At 54.2% G+C, this 25,272-nt stretch carries 10 protein-coding genes; 7 read left to right on the top strand and 3 right to left on the bottom strand.

Annotated features, from left to right (window positions below):
* Nucleotides 1-13: 13 nt before the first annotated feature.
* The 3 genes from M4951_RS05510 to M4951_RS05500 all read right to left on the bottom strand — a co-directional run bounded on the left by M4951_RS05510 (nucleotide 14) and on the right by M4951_RS05500 (nucleotide 4,211).
* Nucleotides 14-1,510 (bottom strand): arylsulfatase, encoded by a 1,497-nt coding sequence (locus M4951_RS05510; RefSeq protein WP_262025478.1) that lies wholly within the window; start codon nucleotides 1,508-1,510, stop codon nucleotides 14-16.
* Between the two features lie 537 nt (nucleotides 1,511-2,047).
* Entirely contained in the window at nucleotides 2,048-3,688 is a 1,641-nt protein-coding gene (locus tag M4951_RS05505) for a FecR family protein (RefSeq protein ID WP_262025477.1), read from the bottom strand.
* Nucleotides 3,672-4,211 carry a sigma-70 family RNA polymerase sigma factor gene (locus tag M4951_RS05500; protein WP_262025476.1) on the bottom strand — a complete coding sequence of 180 codons (540 nt, stop codon included), beginning with the start codon at nucleotides 4,209-4,211 and terminating at the stop codon, nucleotides 3,672-3,674. Before M4951_RS05500 ends, M4951_RS05505 begins: the two co-directional genes overlap by 17 nt.
* A gap of 574 nt (nucleotides 4,212-4,785) precedes the next feature.
* On the opposite strand from M4951_RS05500, the gene M4951_RS05495 reads away from it, so the two are divergent.
* The 7 genes from M4951_RS05495 (at nucleotide 4,786) to M4951_RS05465 (ending at nucleotide 25,045) form a co-directional block, all read left to right on the top strand.
* Nucleotides 4,786-5,721, top strand: coding sequence for a DUF1559 domain-containing protein (locus tag M4951_RS05495; protein ID WP_262025475.1), 936 nt, complete (start codon nucleotides 4,786-4,788; stop codon nucleotides 5,719-5,721).
* Nucleotides 5,722-5,853: 132 nt separating this feature from the next.
* Complete coding sequence (locus M4951_RS05490; RefSeq protein ID WP_262025474.1) at nucleotides 5,854-6,231, top strand: hypothetical protein; 378 nt, start codon at nucleotides 5,854-5,856, stop codon at nucleotides 6,229-6,231.
* A 162-nt stretch (nucleotides 6,232-6,393) separates the two neighbouring features.
* A complete protein-coding gene (locus M4951_RS05485) occupies nucleotides 6,394-9,624 on the top strand; it encodes a DUF1553 domain-containing protein (protein WP_262025473.1) in 3,231 nt (1,076 codons plus the stop codon).
* Nucleotides 9,625-9,654: 30 nt separating this feature from the next.
* The gene (locus M4951_RS05480) at nucleotides 9,655-11,085 is read left to right on the top strand and encodes a DUF1501 domain-containing protein (RefSeq protein ID WP_262025472.1); all 1,431 of its coding nucleotides are present in this window, start codon (nucleotides 9,655-9,657) and stop codon (nucleotides 11,083-11,085) included.
* A 69-nt stretch (nucleotides 11,086-11,154) separates the two neighbouring features.
* A complete protein-coding gene (locus M4951_RS05475) occupies nucleotides 11,155-12,549 on the top strand; it encodes an SGNH/GDSL hydrolase family protein (protein WP_262025471.1) in 1,395 nt (464 codons plus the stop codon).
* A 995-nt stretch (nucleotides 12,550-13,544) separates the two neighbouring features.
* A complete protein-coding gene (locus M4951_RS05470; RefSeq protein ID WP_262025470.1) occupies nucleotides 13,545-14,612 on the top strand; it encodes an Lpg1974 family pore-forming outer membrane protein in 1,068 nt (355 codons plus the stop codon).
* 281 nt (nucleotides 14,613-14,893) lie between these two features.
* Nucleotides 14,894-25,045: an Ig-like domain-containing protein gene (locus tag M4951_RS05465; RefSeq protein ID WP_262025469.1), complete on the top strand. Its 10,152-nt coding sequence runs from the start codon at nucleotides 14,894-14,896 to the stop codon at nucleotides 25,043-25,045.
* Nucleotides 25,046-25,272: the final 227 nt, after the last annotated feature.

Here is a 25,272-nt window from a genome sequence, read left to right as displayed (position 1 = left end):
AGCCTCCGCCGCTTTACAACTTCGGCGGAACCCAAGCGGGGATCCCCTCCTCTTTCTCCTGGGCGTAGAACGCTTCGAAGAACGGCTTGGTGGGCGACATCTTCGCCGTTTCGTTGACCATCATGGGGCGAGTCTTTTTCCACCACGCGTCGTAGGCCGTTTTCATCGCTTGGGCGACGTCGGGATGTTGATCAATGACGTTGGTCTTTTGGCTGGGGTCCGCTTCCATGTCGAACAGCGCGTTTTCACCGACCAGGCGATACTTTTGATTGCGGACGGCGAAGTTTTTCCACTGGTAGTCGTTCGGTTCCTCGCCGGTTTTCCAGCGTCCTTGATGCGTGAAGAGGTAGCGATCTTTCCAATCGGCGTTTTCGTTTTCGACCAACGGCAACAAACTGCGGCCTTCGACCTGACCTGCGGGAAGCTGGGCGCCGGCCAAAGCGGCGATCGTCGGGAAGACGTCGATATGAGCGGCGATCGTATCGACGTCGCGATTGGGTGTGACGTGACCATCCCAGCGAACGAAGAACGGAACGCGAACTCCCCCTTCATCGCTCGAACCCTTCAAACCTTTCATCTTCGCGTTATAGGGATAGAGCGTCTCGCCATTGGCCGTCTTGCCGATCGGTTTGCCCATGCGGCCTGAGCCGCCGCCGGTCATGCCGTTGTCAGACATGAAGATGACGACCGTGTTGTCGAGCAACTTCCACTCTTCCAGCTTGGCCATCAACCGGCCGACATTGTCGTCGATGTTTTCGATCATGCCGTAGAAGCCGGCCTCGGATTCGCTAAAGCCCAACTCTTTGAACCGCTGCTTATCTTTTTCGGGAGCGAGAAATGGTCCGTGCGGCGCGTTGGTCACAATATAGGCGAAGAAAGGAGCATCGGCCTCTTTCTTTTCCTGGATCCAACCGAGCGCTGCGGTGAAGAAGAGATCGGTGCAAAAGCCTTCGGTTTTGACAAACTTGCCGTTATGACGGATCGCCGGGTCAAAGTATTTATTGCCCGGCGCGTCAGCACAACTGCAATCATAAGCCTGACCGATGCCGCCGGCGCCATGAATGAAAGTCTCGTCAAACCCGCGATGATTCGGCTGGTATTCGTTTTCGTCTCCCAGATGCCATTTCCCGAAAATACCGCTGGTATAACCGACCTGCTTCAAGGCCTGGGGCAACGTCACCGCGTCGAGCGTCATTCGCTCCCGTTCCAAGATCGTATGGGTCACGCCGTTGCGCATCGGATGGCGACCGGTCATCAGGGCCGATCGCGTGGGAGCACAGGTCGGAGCGACCAACATCCGCGAGAAGCGGACGCTGGTGTCGTACAGCTGATCCATGTTAGGCGTTTGAATCCAGGGGTGGCCATGACGGCCCACCGGGCCATACCCTTGATCGTCAGTCATGATCAAGATGACGTTGGGCTTAGAACTGGCCAGTTCGGCAGCTTGGCTGACCAACGGTAGACAATAGACCGCCAGGACGACGGAAAGCAGCTTGCGAAGCATGGGCATAGGGAATCTCGGCGGGTTTTCATACAGCAGGACGAAGTGGGAATCGAGTCCTCTATTGTAAAAGAAAATCGCCGCCGATCGACTTTTTTTCCTCTCGTAATGTTGAGGCTGCGAACCAGGGAACCGGGAGAGCACAAAAAGGCAAATTGAAAGGAATCGAAAATCGCTTCGCCCGGGATGAGGCATCGCGAAGCTTGTTTCGACGAGAACGAGGTTCGAAGTCGAAGCAAGGACAGCAAGGAGGTAGTTCAGCGGACGCTGGTCCGGATCAAACGGACTCCGGTGGAATCGTCTCTGTTTAGCAATTGGACCATCGCTCAAGTTTGTGAGATTGATCTGGTTGACTTGACCAGCACGGCGACACCAGCTTCGGTTTCACAACGCCAAAATTGGCTCAATAATTTATGTGGATACTGCGGGGCGATAAAGGGCCTAGAGTTGAAACAGAAAGAACTTTAGACGTGTGGCTGCAGGAGCATAAGATCTGGAGCAACAACACCTAGCAGAATGTGATTCCTGGCATCCAGGCAACTTCTGTTAACAAGGTGGAAGTCCAACGATGACAACAGGATCGATGAAATTTTCATCATCCAAGACATCTTGGAGAAAAAATCCCTTGATCGTGCCGCCTGGTGGAATGCCCATGTCGTCGAGATCAATCCCAACCGTAAAAATGCGACATGGAATCGTAAATTCAATTTGCGAATGCTCCGACATCGGCATTGGCGTACCGTCTTCAAAGCGTTCTGAACTCAATGGCACAAGACGACTTGTCGAGATTGTCTGAGCGGCGTTCGATTGCCCGTCAATATCATATTCTTTGATGATTACTGGGATAGCTTCATCCGAATCAGAAATGGGATACAGTCGAAATATGTCCCCCAATAGCGAATGGGTAATCAGTTGCACATCAAATAGAATGATGTCCGGCCCCGGCGAGTTAACGACTGGTTGAGAAAAAACGATATTCATCCCTGGCGTGCCGTCAGGTCCAAACTCAAAAGCCCCTTGGTGAAGCGACTCGCTGCCTCCTGGATTGATGAAACCTCTTGTGAAAGACAAATCCATCGGCCCTAGGCGAACGTATTCCTCGGGACCAGCAGAAGCAGGAACAATGGAGTTGTTAATTATAGGAGAGAGATAGTGCGTGACCGCTGGCAGAATTAGATCTTCCGCCTGGTAGGTGCGATGAACTCCATCTCTTTGCACGGTAAGAGCCGCAAGCTCCGCCGATCTTCCTGTTTCATCAAGCACCGATTTATACGACACAATGTGATCAGGAATGGTCAAATCATAATTGTCTCGACGCTGAGATTCATCGACTTCATCGGAAATCTGCAAGCTCGTGTCGAGTCGGGCGAATTCTCCCTCCTGAAGGATCTTCTTCGCTTGCCGGTTCGGAATACTCACCTCCGCTTCTCCGCTGACGACGGCGACGCTCGCTGCGCCATTCTCTTCAACAGCGACAGAAAATTTCGTGCCCAGGTCAAGGATATTACCTGTCGGAGTAACCACTTGAAATCCTTGGGCGCCCTCAGGCGCGAAGACGGAGCAACTTCCCAAGCTGATTGAAAGCTTGTTATTACCCTCGACATGAAAGACTGCCGGGGAACTTAAAACGACTTCAGCGCCCGATTCAAATTCAATTTTCGTCATGCCAGCTTGCAGGACGTAGTCTTTCTGGAATACGAGTCGGCCTCCTCGCGTCGTCGAAGAAGGCGCCTGACGAAAGACCGCACGATAGTCGCTATCAAATTTCGCGCTCGAGAATGATTCGGCATTTTCGCGAGAAGCCACTGGAGTCTGTGTTGGCGGCGGGTTACTTGCAGAAGCTGTAAGGGGAACATCAGAAGGCATCTTCGGTTCGCCCAGATATTGGTAAGCGATAAAGCCGCCAACAAACAACAATCCAGCCACCAAATACCCGCCCCAAGCGAACATGCCGCGTCTTAATGAATTTGCCGGCACAGGACGATCAAGCGACCCTCTGGAAACTTGCTGGCCAAAATCCAGAAGGTATGAATCTAGCCATACGTACTCGAGATAGATTCGTTGTCGCTCTGGTCGATCAAGCAGCAATTCCTCAAGCGCCTCCGTCTCTTCTTTATCAAGTGGAGAATTCACCAGACGACTCAAAAGCTTGGCGAACTCTTGATTCTCTTCAGCTTCGTTTGCCATGACGCACTCCATCTAGTAAGCGAAGCGATATGCACTTCCTCAATCTGGTTCGCAATCGCCACAAACGATCGTAGAGCGAGTTGATCAGGATTCCCAATTCTTTTGCAAGGCACGAGAAGTCAGACCTCTCCCAGTAGACCTTGTGAATGAGTTGCAAATCGTCCTCGGGCAACTTTTTCAAGCAGCGCTCGAGAGATGCCAAAAATACATCTTGTTCATCTTGAGAAGAAGCCATTTGGTCACAGAGTTGTTCCACGAGCTTTTCCGAGAAATAATGCCGGTCTCGCGAAGAGCGACGCATAAAGTTTTTGGCCTCGTAAAACGCAACGCCCATCGCCCAAGGAAGAAACCCTCGTTCGGAATCATACTCGTCAAATTTTTCCCAGATCACCATGCAACTGCGTTGGTAAATATCTTCAGCATCGGCATGGCTTGACACGATGGAGTAAATGAATGCATACAATTGCCGCCGGTGTACCGTGATTTGCTCAGTAAACCTTTGACTTGTTGACCGCTGATTCATTCAACTCTTTCACTTTTCGGCTGATTGCGACACAAGGCCCCTCGCCCGATATTCTCTGATTTCACTCCTCTCTGGAAGGTATCGTACGGCCGATGACAGTTCTCTGATGAAATTTCCCCTGAAAAGTATGCTCCGATTTCGACGCTTGCTCAAATTGCAATGAACCGTTCGAACAGGCACGCTTGAACCGGGAGAAGACTTGCGGAGCAAAAATCTCGCTCAGGCAAGAAACGGAGAGACAGCGAGCTTTAGGCCGCTGTCGACGGAAATCCATCCGCGTGCAGCATGGCAAGCACTGAACCTCGTTCCCAATAACGCATCATCTCAGCAGCGACGAAAAAGTCGCACCCCGCAGACGAATACCGCAATCCGACCCTTTGATTCGTCATTTCGGCGAAGCAAAGCCCTCGATGGACCATTGGATTCTTTTAAAAAACTTTGTTTTTTATCACAGAGAAGGCGGTCGCTCTGTACGACTACTAGTGACGTTAGGCGCGTGAACCCCCGCAGCCTTTCATCTAGTGGCCGCTATTCATCCCCCTCTCTTCATTTTTACCAATAAAGGCTCCCTTCTATGAATCGTTTCATGAACGACAAATCGCGAGGTTTTACGCTCGTCGAATTATTAGTGGTCATCGCAATTATTGGCGTGTTGATCGCCCTGCTGTTACCGGCAGTTCAGCAGGCGAGAGAAGCCGCGCGTCGAATGCAATGCACTAATCAGATGAAACAGGCGGTCCTTGCGCTGCACAATTATGTCGATACGCATAACAAGATTCCGTCGGCCGCCTATGGCACGGCAAGCTTTGTCGGAATTAGCATCTGGACCCAGTTGGCTCCGTTCATGGAACAGGGGGCGTTCTATGACCAGTACCATTTTGATCAATCATGCGTCTCGGCTGACAACTACGCCCTCAATCAAAGCGCTCCCATGCCACACCTTCGCTGCCCAAGCGGAACGCAGGATCATTACAGCGGGACCGACACCAGTCGCGTCGAGCACTATACTACGCACTACTATGGCATCTTGGGGCCCGTTGGTGCGAACGGAACGACAGGCGAGAATTACAACCTCCACTCTTCGCTAACCCTGGGTGAGTTTGCAACGCAAGGCACGTTTACTCTTTGTACGAACGACCTTCGGAAACCGATCACGTTTGCAGGCATGACGGACGGATTGTCTAACACGGCCGTATTTGGCGAGATCTGCTGGAATGACTATGGCGGATACCGCGAATATACGATGGGAACAGTGAACGGCGGCGGTTCCACAGGCTATGTGGGGTATTCGTACAAGAGCATTAAGTGGCCGATCAATATTGGCTTGCGAAGCACCGGCGCCGTGTATACCGGATTTAATAACGTGGGGGCGTTCGGCAGTCATCATCCAGGCGGCGCCAATTTTGCGCTCGGCGATGGAAGCGTTCGGTTTCTCCCGGAGACGATCGATATGGCTAGCTACTTGGCGTTTGCAAGTCGAGATGGTGGAGAAATAAATACCGCGCTGTAGTTCATTCGTCAGGCGGCAAGTTCTCGGCCTCTTCCGAGAATCTTGCCGCTCGTTTTTTCCATTCTTATCAACCGAGGGCGGCGTTTTATGCCTGCAATACGTTTGTCGACATGTATCCGTACCTGTTTCTACATGTCTGTTCTATTATGTCTTGCAGTAATCACTCCGGGATGTGGCGGCAATGGTCCTTTGCAAGACAGGGCTTTCGGCAGCGTCACCTTTAAGGGAGCGCCTGTCCCGATCGGAGTAATCCAGTTCACCCCAGACGCGTCCAAGGGCGGTAGTGGGGAGGTTGGCTTTGCGGAGGTACGCGAAGGCGGTTATGACACCGATGTGAGCGGCAACGGCATCAATAGCGGGGCTTACATCGTGACGATCGACGCCTATTCGTTAAAGAATATTGATCCTGATCTCAAGCCGAATGGAGATGCGTTAGTGGTTGGCTACGAGCAGAAAATAACCATTGAAGCCGGTCAATCTTCAGCACTCAATTTTGAACTGGCTCAGTAACGCGCCTAGTCGTTTTCCGTCGCCAACGGCGCCGTCGTACTCGCATATAACGACTTCCTCTAGAGGGAGCCGGGCGCACCTATGGCGAGTGCGTAATGACTGGCTTACGAGAATCGCCTCGTGTTCTACGGATGCGTCCTTTTTATCTAGCTAGAGATTCCGATGTCGATCACATACAAACGGCTCACGCCGCTCCTGGCGCTTCTCGGGGCTTTGCTGGGCTCCAATCTCCTCTCTGCAGGAGAGAAAGAAAGTGGCGACTTCTTTGAATCGAAAGTGCGCCCAATATTGGCTGCGAATTGTTTTAGCTGCCACGGCCCGCGCGAGCAGAAATCAAAGCTTCGACTTGATCAGCGCAGTCACTTTTTCAAGGGAGGTGAAGGAGGGGCGATTGTTGTCCCCGGCATGCCGGGAGATAGCGAGTTGATCGCCGCGATTAAGTATGAGAGTTACGAGATGCCCCCTTCCAAGCAACTCTCTAGCGAGCAGATTTCAATTCTCGAGACCTGGGTCAGTAATGGCGCCTATTGGCCTGAGCATCCTGAGGGTGCGCGAGAAGATGACGTATTCACCCAGGAAGATCGCGACTGGTGGGCCTTCCAGCCCGTGTTGCGTCCACCACCGCCCAAAGTTGTTTCCGGTGCGTTGGTGCAAAATCCGATTGATAATTTTGTCCAAGCGAAGCTTGCGGCGGAAGGGCTTGTAATGGCTCCTCCAACTGCTGATCGCGAATTAATTCGGCGCATTTATTTTGACATGCTTGGCGTTCCGCCAACGCCCGAGGAAATATCGGAGTTCGTGAACAACACCAGCCCAGACGCCTACGAACAGCTAGTGGACGCTATCTTGGCTGATCCTCGCTATGGCCAACGCTGGGCCACGCACTGGCTCGACCTGGTTCGCTACGCCGATTCAGACGGCTACCGTCAAGATGCCTTTCGACCGAATGCGTGGCGCTATCGCGATTATGTTATTCGCAGCTTCAATGACGACAAGTCGTATCGGCAATTTATGCAGGAACAGTTGGCTGGCGACGAAATCGCACCCGATGATCCCGACGCGTTGATCGCCACCTATTTCCTGCGCGGCGGCGTGTACGAATGGAACAGCCGAGATGCTGAGGGCCAGCAAGTTCTGCTTGCGGACGAACTGACCGACACCGTCGGCGACGTCTTCCTGGGCATGGGGATCGCGTGTGCTCATTGCCACAACCACAAGTTCGATCCCATCCTGCACGACGACTACTACCGCCTGCAAGCTTTTTTCAAGCCGCTGGTCTGGAAAGACGACTACCCGCTGTGCGGTGAGCAAGAGTTGAAAGAGTACGAAGCGAAGCTCGCCCAGTGGGAAGCCAAGCATCAGGACTTGCTGGATCAGATCGCTAACATCGAAGCCAGGCCTCGTGAAAAGGTGGAACGCAAAGCGGTCGAAATGTTCCCCTCCGAAGTCCAGGCCATCTACTGGAAACCGGCCGAAGAGCGAAATGCGTATGAAAACCAGATTTACTACTTGGTCTACGATCAGGTCAAATTTGAGTATGGACGACTGAGCGGGGCGATCCCCAAAGATGACAAGCAGAAGTGGGAGGAGTTGAAGAAGCAAGTGCAAGCCTTCTTGAAGTCGAAGCCCACAGCTCCCCCAATGGCCAGCATCGCGACGGATGCACGCGGCGAGATTCCTCCCACAATCAAACCCGATGACCACGACAAACGCGAGATCAAGCCTGGATTCCTGACTATTCTGCACCCCGAACCGGCCCAGATCGATCCTGCGAGCCTACCTGCCGCAAGCACGAGCGGACGCCGAGCAACGCTGGCCAAGTGGCTATCACGCGACGACAACCCTTTGGTTCCCCGCGTCATCGTCAACCGCATTTGGCAGTATCACTTTGGCGCGGGCATCTCTTCCAGCGCCAGCGACTTCGGCCGGTTGGGCGAACCTCCGAGCCATCCCGAACTGTTGGATTGGCTGACCAGCCAGTTCATCGAAAATGGATGGCGACTGAAACCGCTGCACCGCGAGATTCTCCTTTCGGCCGCCTATCAGCAGTCGTCGTTGATTGACGTACCGGAAAAGGCCAAGCTGGTTGATCCTAAGAATCGATTACTGTGGCGATTTCCGTCCCATCGATTGAAAGCGGAGCAGATTCGCGACGCGATGCTGGCTGCCAGCGGCGAGCTTTCCGACAAGCCGGGCGGCCCTCCCGCTTCCAGCAACAGTCCCGTTCGCAGCGTCTATACCAAGAAGATGCGAAATTCACCGGATGCCTTGCTGGATAGCTTTGATGCCCCCAGCGGGTTCTCAAGCGTCGCATTGCGTAACTCGACCACGACGGCCACGCAGTCCCTGTTGATGATCAACGGCGACTGGACGCTCAAACGGGCCGAGGCCATGGCCAAGCGCCTTAAGCAACAATATATAACCGACTACGCGGCGATGGTTCGCGACAGTTACCAAGTCTGTTTCGGTCGTCCTCCGCGTACGGAAGAACTGGAAGCTGCAGTCGCTTTCATCGAAGATCAAGTTGTCACTAACCGCGATCTCTCGAACGCAAAATATGAGCAGCTCCCTTCAACAGTCCTACTGGACGAACCACAGATGCAGCGTTGGAGTACGGCGTTCAACATCAGTGACAAAACGCCGCATCAGCTCCTGACGTTACCGGACAACCGGGTTCTCCCTGCTCGCAACTTCACCATCGAAGCGATCGTTTTCAATCGAACTCTTTTTCCCGGCGCAACGGTTCGCACAATCGCCGCGCAGTGGAATGGGGCGTTGACGACGCCTGGCTGGAACTTTGGCATTACTAGCGAGCAGTCAGCCTATCGTCCGCGGAATTTGGTTCTGCAACTAATTGGCGACGACAAGGAGGGCAAGGTGAAGTACGAAGTTGTTCCGTCCAATCTGCGAATACCCGCCGATAAGCCGTACTATGTCGCGGCCGCCGTCGACTTCGATGCCGGCACGGCCACGTTTTATGCCCGCGACATGTCCTACGACGAGTCGGAACTCGAAACGGTCGTCGTAAAACACTCAATCGTCGGTGACTGTAGCAGCGATTCTCTGCGGTTTAGCATTGGCGGACGCGATGCCCAAGGTCCGCACAATTGGGACGGCCTGATTGACGACATCCGTTTGACGCAGAAAGCGATCCTGGACGAATCGCAGCTCATGATCAATTCCCCCAATGACCTGACAACCGACGACACCGTGGCGATGTGGCGATTCGTTCGTTCCGATCCGCACGGCCCCCTTTCTGATACGGATGGAGGCAAGCACGAATTGCAGCTCTCGAACCGTTCGGACAGAGGCGACATGAACTCCATATTGATCGCCCTTAGCGACTATTGCCATGTCTTGTTGAACTCCAGCGAATTTCAATTCATCGATTAAGCGAACACGCCCTCCTTAGCGAGAAATCCGATGACCCACCAACCGCACATCGAAGTCCCCACCTCACGCCGAGAATTCCTAGCCAAGTCCGGCGGCGGTTTTGGCGCTTTGGCCTTAGCCGCTTTGATGGGCGGCGCTGGACAAGCCGCCGTCTCGCAAGACCCGCGAGCTCCCAAGGCGCCCCACTTCCCCGCCAAGGCGAAGAATGTAATCTTCCTCTTTATGGAAGGGGGACCGAGTCACATCGACCTGTTTGACCCCAAACCGTTGCTGAACAAACTAGCCGGGCAGAAGATCCCCGAGAGCTTTGGCAAAGTCGTTCTGGCGATGGGGGAAAACGACGCTCCGCTACTCAAGTGCCCCCGCAAATGGAAGCAGCATGGCGAAAGCGGCCTGTGGGTCTCGGATTGGTTCCCCGAGATCGCCACGTGCGCCGATGACTTGTGCGTGATCCGCTCTTGTATTTCGGACGGCATCAATCATTCGTCGGGGGTGTGCCAAATGAACACAGGGCACGTGATCGGCGGACGGCCGTCCCTCGGAGCGTGGGCCACTTACGGCTTGGGCGCCGAGAATCAAGACATGCCTGCCTTCGTAGTACTCACCGACTCCAACAGGCAAGTGGTCAACGGTCCCCGCAATTGGGGCAACGGCTTCATGCCGGCTGTTTATCAAGGGGTTAAATTCAAATCGGGCTCCGATCCTATTTTGCATCTAAACCCTCCCAGTCACATTACGGCCGCGCGACAAAAGGCGAAGCTCGGCTTCTTGAATCAAATAGATCGCCGTCACGCGGACGAGCGCAGCGACTTGTCGGAACTGGAAGCACGAATCAAGTCATACGAACTGGCCTTCCGCATGCAGTCAGCCGCTCCGAGCATCGTCGACCTGAGCGCTGAGTCGGAAGAGACGAAGCAGTTGTATGGAATCGATCAAAAAGAAACGAATGTCTTCGGCAGCAATTGCCTGATGGCTCGGCGGCTGGTCGAAAACGGCGTACGTTTCGTTCAGCTCTACAGTGGAGCCGGTAGTGGGTGGGACGCTCATAACAACATCGAAGGCAACCACGGCAAGCTCTGCAAAGAAGTCGATAAACCGATCGCCGGCTTGCTGAAAGACCTAAAACGCCGCGGACTATGGGATGAGACGTTGGTGATTTGGGGGGGAGAATTTGGTCGCACGCCGATGTCCGAGAAAGGGAGCGGCCGCGATCACAACCCCACCGGGTTCACCATGTGGATGGCTGGCGGCGGCATCACTGGGGGACGTACCGTGGGGGCGACGGATGAGCTTGGCCTGCGAGCAATTGAAACCCCAATGCATGTGCATGACCTGCACGCGACAATCATTAGAGCCTTGGGAATGGATCACACGAAGCTGATTTATCGACATAAGGGGCGCCCAGAGCGGATCGATATGAACGAAGGGCGTGCAGAATCGAAGATTCTAGGAATCAGCTAGTTCGTGATGCGCCGCCCGAAATATTAGACGCCTTGGCAGTTCTTTCAACGCCCTCGAGAAATTTGATCCATGCTGCTATCCATCTGGACTCAAGCAAAATCAAGCAATTTCATCTCCGCGATTAACAACCTCGTGTTGCCAGTTTTTGTCAGCGGCATCATTTCGACAGCTTGTTTCGCCGCCGAAAACTCAACGCAACTCACGTTGCCCGATGACTGGGAAGTGCAGGTTCATTGCGCAAGTACTGGAGAAGGGTCTGCTTTCACAGCTGCTGTGAGCGTGCCTCCTCCTGCTGTGCTTGCCGTGGCGGCGGAACGGCATAACGGATTGCCAATTTACAATCCGCAGGCCTCCGCCTATGCGCGCGGCGCGAGGTTGGAGGCCTTGAAATCCGATAAGTTTACAGCCTCCGATTTGCTTGTCGCCGAGAGCGTCATCGTTCGTTCTGGTCCTGCGGAATCAGACAGCAGATTTCTTCGAGGTCAAGATTATGAGCTCGAAAGTCGCTGGGGACGCATTGGCCGGTTGCCAAACGGAAGGATAAAAGAGGGAGACGTCGTCTACGTCAGTTATCGGCATGCGCTCCCTCGGATCGATTCCATCTTCCTGGGGGCCAACGGCGCTATTGAATATCGCACTGGCCAACCGCGGGCAGAAACGCCTGTGCCGCCAGAATGTGCGGACGGACAAAGACGGCTCGCGAATATCTGGATTCCAGGCCCCATCGAACGTCTCACGACAGATCATCTTTTTCCTATCATGGAAACCGCTTATCCAGAATCGGCGGCAATGGTTCCAAGGATTGCTGAGCAACGGATTCCTCATGCGATAGCTAAGCTGCGATCAGGTGAGACGTTGCGAATCCTGGCTTGGGGCGACAGCGTCACGGATGGCGCCTATTTAAAGGATCCAGAACGAGATCGATGGCAATCGCAGTTTGTTCATCGACTCAAGAAACGCTTCCCCACTGCGAACATCGAACTGATCACCGAGGCATGGGGCGGAAGAACCACCGGCTCTTATCTAGCGGCGCCTCTTGGCCAGCCGCACAATTTTCAGCAGACGGTGCTGGACGTGCGCCCGGATCTTATCATCAGCGAATTTGTGAATGACGCCCATCTGAATGAGGCTCGAGTCGAGGAACGCTATGGAAAGCTTCTAAGCGAATTCCAAAAAATTAACGCCGAATGGATCATCCTAACTCCGCATTACGTACGTCCCGATTGGATGGACTTGGATCGTCAACGTGATATTGACGATGACCCTCGCCCCTATGTCAAAGGCTTGAGGTCTTTTGCCGCAAAACATCAACTGGCGCTCGCCGACGCGTCGTTGCGATATGGACGACTTTGGAGACAAGGCATTCCCTACAACACCTTAATGGTAAACTGCATTAACCATCCCAACGCGAGTGGATTGGCGATTTTCGCGGATGCGCTAATGGAACTTATGCCTCGCAATTAAAAGCTCTTCATTGCGATCTCGCCGGCTATGATCAGCGAGCGCTCTGGATAAACTAGCGCAGCGCGGCCGGATCAATTTTGCGATAATAACGTCTATTCGATTTCGCCACACGCATCGCTGAAACAGTGGATGACCAACAAGATCGCTCAGGACGATGTTGATTCGTATTCTTTCCCGACACGTTCCCGCTCGATCTATGCCGAAACGCACGCCAGTATCTCCTGGGACGAATTGTAAAATCGATCGAAAAAGCGAAAGTAAGCGGGAAGCGACGTAGTCCGAACCATGTTTGGTCGATCCATTTCTCTTCGACCGAATGCGAAGCGGAAGAGCCACGCCAGACTGTCAGCCGCTTGACGACTTCTTAATCACGATTCATCTTCGCGGAACGTCATGTCGAACGACCAGTGCATTGACTTGAGAGTGCAATGCTAGCGGATCATACGAGCTAGTTGCTGCACAACTACGTCTGAACTTTGCACATCTGTAACGACAAGACGAAGAGATTAACGAAAATCTGACCCATTTTTGAACCTCGCCTTGATGAAGCTTAGAACCGCCCCCTAAATCGTTGAAAGAGCGACTTAACCCAGAGTGACCCTTTACTTCACGGCGGTTGCGACGTGGCCTCTCCCTCGGAAAATCAAACGGGGTTTGATTGCTATCAGCACCAGCACAGCGTGGCTTTCTGCTACCGCTCACAGATGTTCAATCACCGATTTTTTCAAGATAATCGCGCAATCCGACCTCTATTACCCATCTGAATATTAGGTTAGTGACTTTCTTGTCAATTGAAACGAAAAAATTGGCCTTGTAGTCGTCAAAATCCGATCTCCAAAAGGGGATACCGATTTCAACCATAATGGTTACGCTACTAGTCGAAGGTGAACGGGATGTTGAGAACTTTTTTCATTCTCATGATGGCGGCGACGCCAGCTTATGCACAGCAACCTTCAGTTACTTCGGCACACGGATTCGGCATTCAGGCGAATTCAATGTCTGCCAACGTCAGCCCTCCGCTTCCAGAAAGCGACACCGAGATTCGCTCGGATTCCGACGTTCATCCGTTGCTTTACATGAACAACGACGCTTCACTCGCTCAACCAGTCGCGTACGAAGCGAGCTTAGCAGCTTGCGACTGTAGTCGCTGTAGTCCTTGCGGCTACGACACCTGTTGCTGCGATCAACGCTGGGCTCATCGTAGCGGCGGCTATGGTCAGTTTCTGTATCTGCGAGCTCGCGACGCTGAAGTCGCATATGCCCAGGTTCGCGACGGAGCATCTCCGATGGGGAGAACTGCTGTCGCTGATCCCGACTACAGTTCTGGCGTGAAAGTCGGTTTTTGGAGCGCCTGGGATTGCAATTCCAGTATTGGCGCTTCGTACACCGGCTTTGAAAGCAACACGACTAGCGAATTGACGACCGACGTTCCGCTTTCTATTGCGTCGCTGGTCATTCATCCTAGTTCGGTTGCGGCTGGTTCCACGGGGCTACTCGCGAATGCGTCGCTTGACGTCAGCTTTGATCAGGTCGATATCACTTACCGCCGGATTTGGGGAGCAACCGAAACTTCCGCCGTTAATTGGCTGGCTGGCGTACGTTATGGCCGCTTGCAGCAGCAGTTCGAGTCGGCCATCTCAGTCAATGGAACGACGACGGTTCAGTCGGAACTTGATTTTGACGGGGTTGGCTTCACCTTTGGCTTTGACGCTGAGCGTTACGCTCCTTGCAATGGCTGGCTGATCTATAGCAAAGGAAACGCCGCGTTTTTAGCAGGCGAGTTCCGCGGGGACTACACGCAATTTGACTCGGCGGACCCGTTGGAAGTTCAAACCAATTGGCAAGCAGGACGCATCATGCCTGTGCTTGATCTCGAATTAGGCGTTGGTTGGCACGGCTGCGACAATCGTCTGCGTCTGACCGCTGGCTATATTGTCCAGTCTTGGTTCAACACCGTAAGCACCGATTCCTGGATTCAAGGAGTTCAGAATTCCAATTTTGTTGGATTAAATAACACGATGACTTTCGATGGCTTGACCGCGAAAGTTGAGTATATGTGGTAAAAACGACCACTACACCAAAATAACGGCAAAAATTGCGACGGAGCCTTCTTTACCAAGAAGGCTCCGTTTTTTTTATGCGCCGCTCTCTTCGTATGCTCAGGAAACTGCTTGATAACTCCCCCATTTAGGTTAACATCGCACTGAAATCTTTCCCAAACATCCCAGTCGTTATTTTCGCTACTTTCGGAGTAAGCGTGATTATCGGCAGGTTTGGCCAGCTTGGGAAAGCCTAACGATGAACTCAAATAGGCATTATCTTCTAGCGAAGGCGAACGATCGACATGAGCTCTTCCATCAATCGCGGCAAGCAACGTAAGACGAACTCAAATAACAAATTGCGCAAACGCCGCAAACGTCAGGCGATGCAGGCCGAACACTTGGAAGCGCGCCAGTTGCTCGCGATGGATGTCTATGTTGACGACAACTGGGCTCTCCTCTCGCCGGGGGATGATCCAGATGGTCCGGCGACCAATTTCGGCGTCGATTCGTTCGCTACGATTCAAGAAGCGGTGAACAAAGTTGATGCTGGCGGCACCGTCACTGTAGGTGACGGCGCCTACACCGAAAACATTCTGCTCAACAAAGAATTGACGCTCGTCTCCGTAACGGGACGCGACAACACGACGATTGAAGGGATCTCTGGCGTCGGCGCCTTGGCGACCGTTTGGATCACGTCCGACAATGTCACGCTGGGTGAAAGCGGCAAAGGCTTCACGATTGTCGGCATCGACAATGGATCCCCCGGACTCGAGAACGCTGCGGTCTATATTGATAACGACAACAGCGGGACCACGATCGAGGGGAATCATATCCTCGCCAACGGCGATTCCGCAATTCTGACCGAATACAACTTCGCTGTCACCAATCTGGTAATCAACGACAACATCATCGGCGGAACCACATTTGTCGTTCCTCCCATGAGCGGACCCCAGTTTACGACCGACAATGTTCCGCGCGGTCTGGTCTACATCAACGGCGGAAGCACCAACGACAACACAGGCATGACCGCCAACATCACCTTCACCGGCAATACCATTGAAGGTACGAGCGGCGGCGTCGACGCGATGATGATGGAAGTGGGCCAATCGCTGGTGACGATTAATTCTGACGGTGCAACTATCACCGGCAACGAATTCAAAGGCACGACGTTCGGAACCGCCGCGACGTTGCGTGCTGGCGGCAAGAACGCCGAGATCCACGACAACAAGTTTGACGTCTCCTTGCAAGGCGAGTCCACCAGCGTTGTCTCGCTCCTCAACACGTCGACCGGCAAGCTTTCTAACGATCCAGAAACGCTTGGTGATATCCTCAACAACAATGAGTTCACCCAACCGGTCTTCGCGAATGGCGCCAAAATCGTTGAAGTTGACTCGATTCAAGATCTGATCGACCTATCGACCGCTGGGGACGTGCTGCGCTTCAGCGGTGAATTCACCGAAGATGTTGTCGTCGATAAGGCCATTACGCTAGGCGGAGATTTCAAACTCAACGGCAAGCTGGACGTTACAGCGCCTGGCGCGATCCTCTCGGCCGGTTTCAGCCCCGGCATTATCGCCTCCGGCGACTTGACGCTCATGTCGGGAACAATGCTCGACGTCGAATTCAACGGCATCGCCACGGCGGGGGTCGACTTCGATCAGTACCAGGTCACCGGAACCGTGGATCTCGGCGGTTCGACGCTCGTGCTATCGGGCTCCGCGATGGGACTCTCGCACTTGGATCAGATCACGTTCATCGACAATGATGGGACAGACGCTGTTACCGGAACATTCGACGGTTTGGCCAACGGCGCTTTGATCAATTTCAACAGCCAAGATTTCCGCATCTTCTACAACGGCGGAGACGGCAATGACGTCGTACTGATCCGCGACAACGTCGCTTCTTCTGACGTACTAGTGGACGACGATTTCTCCACTGCGTTCGCCGGCGAGGACTTAGGCGGCGGCTACTTCTATCTCATCAACGCCTTCTCCACGATTCAAGAAGGCGTGGATGACGTTACCGTAGGCGGAACCGTCACGGTTAACGATGGAACCTACGTCGAAAATGTGACGATCAACAAAGACCTGACGCTGCAGTCCCTGAATGGACGAGACGACACCACGATCGAAGGACTGGAGGTCGGCGGCGCGTTGGGGACGCTGTTCATCCAGAGCCCAACGACCGCGGTCACCATTGACGGCTTTACCATCATCGGCATTGACGGCACAACAGGACTCGAAAAAGCGGCGGTCTATTTCCAAGGGTCGCACTCTGGCGCGAAAATCCTGAACAACGATATCGTCGCCAACGGCGACGGTGGCCTGATCACCGAATACTCGGCCACGATCAACGACTTCCTGATCGACAACAACATTTTCTCGGGCCAGACGTTTGATGATCCGGCGGTGATCGGCGGTCCCTTTGATCCCAACGGCGCGCAGCAGTTAGTCGTGATGGGAGGAGGCAACGACGGTGGAAGCACCAGTAATATCACCTTCAGCAATAATCAAATTATCGGCACGGCCGGCGATATCGCCGCGAACGCCGGCAATACGCTGGTGACGATTGACGCCAACATCGTCTTCATTACCGACAACACGTTCGCCGGTACGACCGCACGCTACGGTAGTAGTTTGCGTGCTCGCGGCAACATGACGACGATCACCGGCAATACTTTCGATCTTAGCATGCAAGGCGAATCAACCAACGCATTATTTCTTTACAACAACATAGCGAACAAGCTCTCGACCGACCCGGCTACTTTCGAAGACATCTTCCTCGACAATGACTTTGGCGACAACGCCTATTTTGTAAACGGCCAGATCGATGTCGGCACGATGCAAGATGCAATTGACGCCGCCGCTCCCGGCGACGTGATCTACTTTATCGGTGACTACACGGAGGCCGCTGTCGATATCAGCCAAGCGATCACCGTCGCCGGTGAGTTTGATTTAACGGGCACGCTGACGGCAAGTGCGCCTGGCGCGATCCTCTCGGCCGGTTTCAGCCCCGGCATTATCGCCTCCGGCGACTTGACGCTCATGTCGGGAACGATGCTCGACGTCGAATTCAACGGCATCGCCACGGCGGGGACCGACTTCGATCAGTACCAGGTCACCGGAACCGTGGATCTCGGCGGTTCGACGCTCGTGCTATCGGGCTCCGCGATGGGACTCTCGCACTTGGATCAGATCACGTTCATCGACAATGATGGGACAGACGCTGTTACCGGAACATTCGACGGTTTGGCCAACGGCGCTTTGATCAATTTCAACAGCCAAGATTTCCGCATCTTCTACAACGGCGGAGACGGCAATGACGTCGTCCTGATCCGCGACAACGTCGCTTCTTCTGACGTACTAGTGGACGACGATTTCTCCACTGCGTTCGCCGGCGAGGACTTAGGCGGCGGCTACTTCTATCTCATCAACGCCTTCTCCACGATTCAAGAAGGCGTGGATGACGTTACCGTAGGCGGAACCGTCACGGTTAACGATGGAACCTACGTCGAAAACGTCCTGCTCTATAAAGAATTGACGCTCGTCTCGGACACCGGTCGAGACAACACGATCATCGAAGGAATTTCCAATGCCATGCCGTTGGCCTTGGCGACTGTTTGGATCACGTCCGACAATGTCACGCTGGGTGAAAGCGGCAAAGGCTTCACGATTGTCGGCATCGACAATGGATCCCCCGGACTCGAGAACGCTGCGGTCTATATTGATAACGACAACAGCGGGACCACGATCGAGGGGAATCATATCCTCGCCAACGGCGATTCCGCAATTCTGACCGAATACAACTTCGCTGTCACCAATCTGGTAATCAACGACAACATCATCGGCGGAACCACATTTGTCGTTCCTCCCATGAGCGGACCCCAGTTTACGACCGACAATGTTCCGCGTGGTCTGGTCTACATCAACGGCGGAAGCACCAACGACAATACAGGCATGACCGCCAACATCACCTTCACCGGCAATACCATTGAAGGTACGAGCGGCGGCGTCGACGCGATGATGATGGAAGTGGGCCAATCGCTGGTGACGATTGATTCCGACGGAGCAGTCATCACCGACAACGAGTTCAAAGGCACGACGTTCGGAACCGCCACCACGTTGCAAGTTCGCGGCAAAGACGCCGAAATCCACGACAACACGTTCGACATCACCGATCAAGGCGAGTTCACCAACATCGTCTCGCTCCTCAACACGTCGACCGGCGAACTCTCGATCGCCCCCCTGACGCTGTTTGATCTGGTCACCAGCAACACCTTTTTGCCCGGCATGCCGACGGCCAAGACCTACTTTGAATTCATCCCCGGCATGACGCCGAGCGGGGACCGAATGGTTGTCCGCACGCTGGAACAGAATGGCGGAACCTTGCAAGGCGCCGTCAACGCCGCGAAGGATGGCTCGACGCTCTACTTCCTGGACCTCTACGGCGACTACAACGAAGACCTCGACATCAACAAACCGGTCACGGTCAGCGGTGAGTTCACGTTGCTGGGAGAGTTGAAGGCCAGCGCCATGGACGCCACGCTCAATGCAGGCTTTAGCCCGGGAACCATCGTCTCGGGCGACATGGTTCTAACGGCTGGATCGAAGCTGACCGTCGAAATCGAGGATGTGATCACCGCGGGGGTCGATTTCGATCAATACGTCGTCAATGGAACGGTCAACCTGGGCGGCGCAACGCTTGACATCATTGAAACACTGCCGATTACCAGCCAAGCCCTCGGGTACGAATTCATCCTGATCGACAATGACGGCAGCCTCGATCCCGTGGTCGGCACTTTCGCCGGCATCAATAACGGTGATGTCGTCACGATTGGGGGAGAAGACTATCTTCTCTTTTATGACGGCGGCAATGGTAACGACGTTGTCTTGGTTCGCGACTCCGACATGACGCCGATCGTCTATGTTGATGATGATTGGGCGATGGGCGTTCCCTCGGGCGATGAAGTAATCCCGGGGTACTTCTTAGGAGTGAACGCTTTCGCGACCATTCAAGAAGGCGTGGACGATGTTGACACCGATGGTGAGGTCCGCGTCCTTGAAGGTTCGTATGACGAAAGCGTCTTCATCACGCGCGGTGTCACGGTCCAAGGTCAAGGGATGATGAGCCCTGCGGAAGTCATGGTGACAGCGGCCGCTGGCAACGGCTTTCTGATCGACACCGCCGGTGACGTCATTCTGCAGAACATGCAAATCCAGTCGAGTGATAGTAATGGCGTTCAAGTCGACAATGGCGGTAACATCACGCTCGAAAATCTTATCTTGAACGACAGTTCCGGCAGCGGATTTGGTGTCAGCAATTCGCTGACCCTGTCGATCTTCGATGTTGAATATACCGGCAACGGATCGGATAGTAAGATCAAGTCGGTCGGTACGTTCAACTATGAAACGACCACCGGCGAAGAAGACATCATCGACATCAACTCGAAGTCGATCGGCGGAACGGACAACTTCCAACACAACCGCGGCGGCGACTATCAAGACATCATTCATTTCACCGACCTGGATGAAATGTTTGTCAGCACGTTTGACGGACTCGATCGCTTTACGATCGCGCCTCACTTGACGACGGTCATCAATATCGACGGGGGCAATCCGGTCTTTGGCGATCCTGACGTACCGCCGGGAGACGTGCTGGCGTTGTTCTTTGGCGGCGTCACCAATCCGGTCGTTGGTCCGACCCCCGACGGCTCGGTAACCTCCGGCAGCCACGCCGATATCAACTACGTCAGCATTGAAACGATCATCGTTCCCGATCAGTACGAGATCAACAACACGATCGCGCAAGCGACCATTTTGGGTTCGCCGGAATCGGTGATTCTCAACAACCTTTCGATTCACGATGACTCCGATGTCGACTTCTTCCGCTATACGGCGCACTTTACCGGCAAGCTGTATGTCAATGCGTTGTTCACCAATGTTCCCGAAGGGGACTTGCAACTGGAAGTCTATGATCAATCAGGGGATTTGATCGCCAAAGTCGACACCCACGATGACAACGAAAATCTGGTCATTTCAGTCGTCAGTCAACAGAAATACTACATTCGAGTCGCCGGCTCCGATGATGGCGTCAATCCGGTCGACGACGTCAACCAATATTCGTTGGAGATCGAAAACTTTGCGGCCCCGGCGCCGCACGGCATTTTGATCTCGCCGTTGTCGGACACGGGTTCATCCCCGCTAGACAATGTCACCACCAGCAAGACTCCGTTGATTTACATCCAAGACGATTTGCTTCAGTTTGTGGATGAAAACGGCAACAACATGGTCGACCCGCCGACGGGAGCGCCTAATCCGACGTTAGGCGAATTGCCAATTCTCACGGCGGATCAGGCCAACCTAGGAGCAACAGCTGGGTTTGCGGTCGAGATTTCGATCACGTTACTCACCGGCGTCAACGCTGGCGCCGTAATACGTCGCTTTGCCGACGTCGTCGGATCGCCGGAAACCGCGACCGTCTTTGTTTACAACCCCGAGACCTATGGCGATGAGCTCGAAGATGGCGAATATCTTATCTCGGCGCGAACCGTCGTCTTTGACGGCCAAACGCCGGTCGCTCGCGCCAATACTAGTTTGGCGACCTCGGTCCGTTTGACGGTGGATGCGGCTAAGCCTGGCGGCTCGAATCCGGACTTGGTGTCGACCGCAGACAGCGGCGCCTTGGCGGGAGACAACGTCACCAACGTGAAGGAACCGATCTTCCAAGGCACCGGCGAAGCGAACGCCAAAGTCTTCCTGTATGCGAATAATAATACGACCCCAATTGGACAAGGGTCCGTCGATTCGCAAGGGAAATGGGCGGTCCAAACTTCCTCGCTGACAGACGGCGTCTACACGATTCGCGTCGCCTACGAAGACTTGGCCGGCAATCGCAGCGCGCTCTCGCAAGGCCTGGATATTGAAATCGATACGCAGGCGCCCAACACGCCTTATCTCGATCTGGACTCTGCCAGCGATACTGGCCGCAATGATGAAGACAACGTCACGATGGCCGAATTGTTGACGTTCCACATGACGACATCCGACACGAGTCAACCGCCGCATATTTTTGATGCGAACCTCCAGTACCGACTTTACCTGCGGGCCGAAGGTGGCGAAGAAATATTGGTTTACGATTCGTCGTCCGTGTTTACTTCGATAGACCCCTTAGTGGATGGATTCACGGATCAAAATTTCGTCAGCAAAGTGGACCTTTCGGTCCTGACCGAAGGCTACCACGACTTCAAGCTGGAAGTCGAAGATCGAGCCGGCAATATCAGCACCGATTATCTGCTGGATGTCGTGATCGATCGAACGAAGCCGGACGCTCCAACCTTGGAGATCGATCCAAGCAGCACCGATACCGGCGTTACCGGCGATCCCAACACGCTAGCCGACAAGATCACCAGCGATTCCAATACCGGCTTTGTCGGCGACGCCGAATCCAACTCCGTGATTCGTTTGTACGCGGGCGATACGCCGATCGATCCAGCGATGCTGGCAGCTCTGAACGGCATGTCTTCCGCCGATGTGATTGCCTATCTCAACAGCAACTACGTCTATCAAGGACTAACTGCAGCTTCGCCGCTAGATGGCAACGATGGCAACCCGGAAGTCGGCTATTGGGGCCTGAACGGGAAGTACGATCTGAACAATCCCAACTACTTCTCCTACGACGGGATTCGCCAGATTGTCGTAACGTCGGAAGACCTGGCTGGAAATATTTCGAGCGTTACGACCCTCGAAATGATGATCGATACGCAAGGTCCGCAGATCGAAAATGTCAGCGTCACCGGTTCGCCGGACTATGATCTGTTCGCACCGAAGCCTGCGGTCGATGGACCAACTCCGCCGATCACCAGTCTGGAAATCGACTTTAGCGATCTACCGGTTCGACCAGGCGTCGAATTGTTTGCGCCCGGCAATTCGCCCAACGTGGTGTTTGTAATTGACGCTTCGTCTAGCACGAATGGCGCGATCGCAGGCAGTCAAGTTGGCGATCTTAACGGTGACGGAATCTTCAACTCCATCTTGGACGCCGAAATCGCTGCGGTCATTCAGGCCAATCAGCAATTGATTGACGCTGGCCTGGGCAATGTCGCCAAAGTCTCGCTGGTGGTGATGGTTAGCGGTTCGGTCCATATGTTTGAGATGAATACGAACTCGGATTTCACAACGGCTGCCGCCGATAATAACAACAATGGCGAACTCGATCTGATCGAAGCGTTGAAATCGATTAACGCAGGCGGATCGGCCGAATTTACGGCCGGATTGGAAGCCGCGAAAACGGCATTAGAAAACTCGGGATTCGCCAATTCGACGGTCCTCTTCTTTGCAGATGGATTCTCGGGCACCCCTGGCGATCATGCCGCGGCAGCCGCCGAATTGCATGGAGTTGCCAAGAATGTCTACGCAATCGGCGTCGGCATGTCTGACCTGGCCGAATTGCAGATCATAGATCCCGATGCGGTCGTCTACACGACTACCAACGACCTGTTGAACACAAGCGTGATCGCGCCGGTCGCTGTCGACAATTACGGCTTCCTCTATCCGGCGATCTCCGACGCCACGGCGCTGCAACCTGGCGCCTTCCAGTTGATTGGTGACGCCAACGGTCTGGTTCCGATCAAGTCGATCACGATCAACCATGATACGACGCCGGGCTCAATTGGCCGTTCGACCGTGACGCTCGAATTCTTTGAAGCGTTGCCCGATGATCGTTACACGTTGAAAATCGCCGACTCGCTGACCGACCCAGCCGGTAATCAATTGGATGGAGAGAGCAACGCCGCCGAATCGCAAGATGCTCCATCCTTTGCAACCGGTAACGGTGTCGCCGGCGGAGCGTTCTCAGCACGTTTCACGATCGATACGCATCCCGAAATCGGCGTCGCCAGTTACGGCACGACATTGATCGACATCAACGGCAACTGGTATGTCGATACGCAAAATGCCGACGATACCAATGAAGATCTGACCTTTGCGATTGGATTCACCACCGACGATGTCTTCGCCGGCCAGTTTACGCCCAGCGCCGGCAGTGTTGCGGATGGTTTCGATCGCCTGGCCGTTTACGGCATGGTCCATGGCAAGTTCCGCTTCCAGTTCGACTTTGACAATGATGGGGCGCCGGACGCCACCGTTGTTCAGAACCTGCAGATCAACGGAACTCCGATTGCCGGCAATTTTGACGGCAACGCCGCCAACGGAGACGAAGTCGGCGTTTACGTCGGTGAAACCGGCACGTTCTGGATCGACACTAATCACGACAACCAGATTGATACGCCGATCGTTACCTCCCTGGTTGGCAAGCCAATCGTCGGCGATTGGGATGGCGACGGATTTGACGACCTGGGCGTCTGGCGAGACGACACCTTCTTCCTCGACCTGACCAACGGCGTGGATAAAGGTTGGAACGGAAGTGCCGACCAGATTTTCTCGTTTGGCTTTGAGGGCGTTCGCGAGCGACCTGTTTCGGCTGACTTCAACTCGGACGGCGTCGAGGATCTCGGCCTGTGGGTGCCCGATCAAAATAACTCGGCCGGAAGCGAGGCCGAATGGTTCCTATTGATCTCCGATAGCGACGCGAATGGAGTTGCTCGCCCGATCTGGGAAAACCCGGCTCGCATGATTCCCCCGTCGCAAGATCCGTTGGGGCGCAACGTGGCGAAATTCCTGACCGACCCGTTTGGTCCCGACCAGCACGCGGTCTTTGGCAACAGCAAAGGTCTGCCTGTCGTCGGCAATTTTGATCCGCCGGTCGCCGATGAGCTGCCGCAAAACCCGACGCCCACAATTGAATTCCCCGAAATCAATGTGCCGTCTCCCAACTCACATTTCTCCACTTGGGAGGAAGCCGCTGACTTGGACCATGACGGCGTGGTCACATTGCTCGACCTGGCGTTGGTGATCCGTCACATCGGTGCGCATGTCGGGTCGGCCAGCGACTTCGGCTGGGCGTATGATCTGGATCATGACGGCGTCATTAGTTTGCTCGATCTCTCGAAGGTGATTCGCAAAATTGGAAATCGCGATAATTCCGCCCCGAACGGAGCCGGCAACAATGCCTCGCTGGAATCCGAAGCAGTCGACCAAACTTCTGCGCCTCCGGCCGCGACCACGTCGCACTTTGAGATCGCTTCGCCGGTCTCCGAAGAAGCACCGGAGTCGATGATCTCATCGAACGTGGTGCTCGAAGGAGAAGATTCAAGCAGTCTGATCTGGATCCCCAGCGATGTCACTTCGACCACAACGGCCCCAATCCAATCGGCAACATATCAGGCAGTCAATGCAGACGTCGCCAGCTTCGCCCAGGTGGACGTAGAAGTGGACTTGGTCGATGCTCTGCTGTTGGACTCGCTGAACGGTGAAAGCGATATTGTCGAGCATTTCGATGCCGTCGATCGCCTCTTCACAGAAGAGGAAGGCGAGTTGGAAGAATTACTCGTCTTCTAGTCGACAGCGAACTCAAAAGCCGGCTTGCAATTAGTCACAAGCCGGCTTCAGCTTCTTCGATTCACAGACTTAGTTGCCTCTCCTCGGCTAACTTAATACCTGTCGGCACACGTTTGCGAAACGAATTCTCTTTGGGCGATTACACCGGAAAACCGGCGACGATCGAAGTTCTCACCGGCCTGCTGGGATCACTATGCCCAGCCACAAAGGCGCCGACCATCGCCCCC

Origin of the sequence: Blastopirellula sp. J2-11 (assembly GCF_024584705.1) — a bacterium.
Taxonomy (GTDB): domain Bacteria; phylum Planctomycetota; class Planctomycetia; order Pirellulales; family Pirellulaceae; genus Blastopirellula.
Note: the sequence above shows the minus strand (reverse complement) of the source record. Positions and strands in the feature narration are given on the sequence as shown.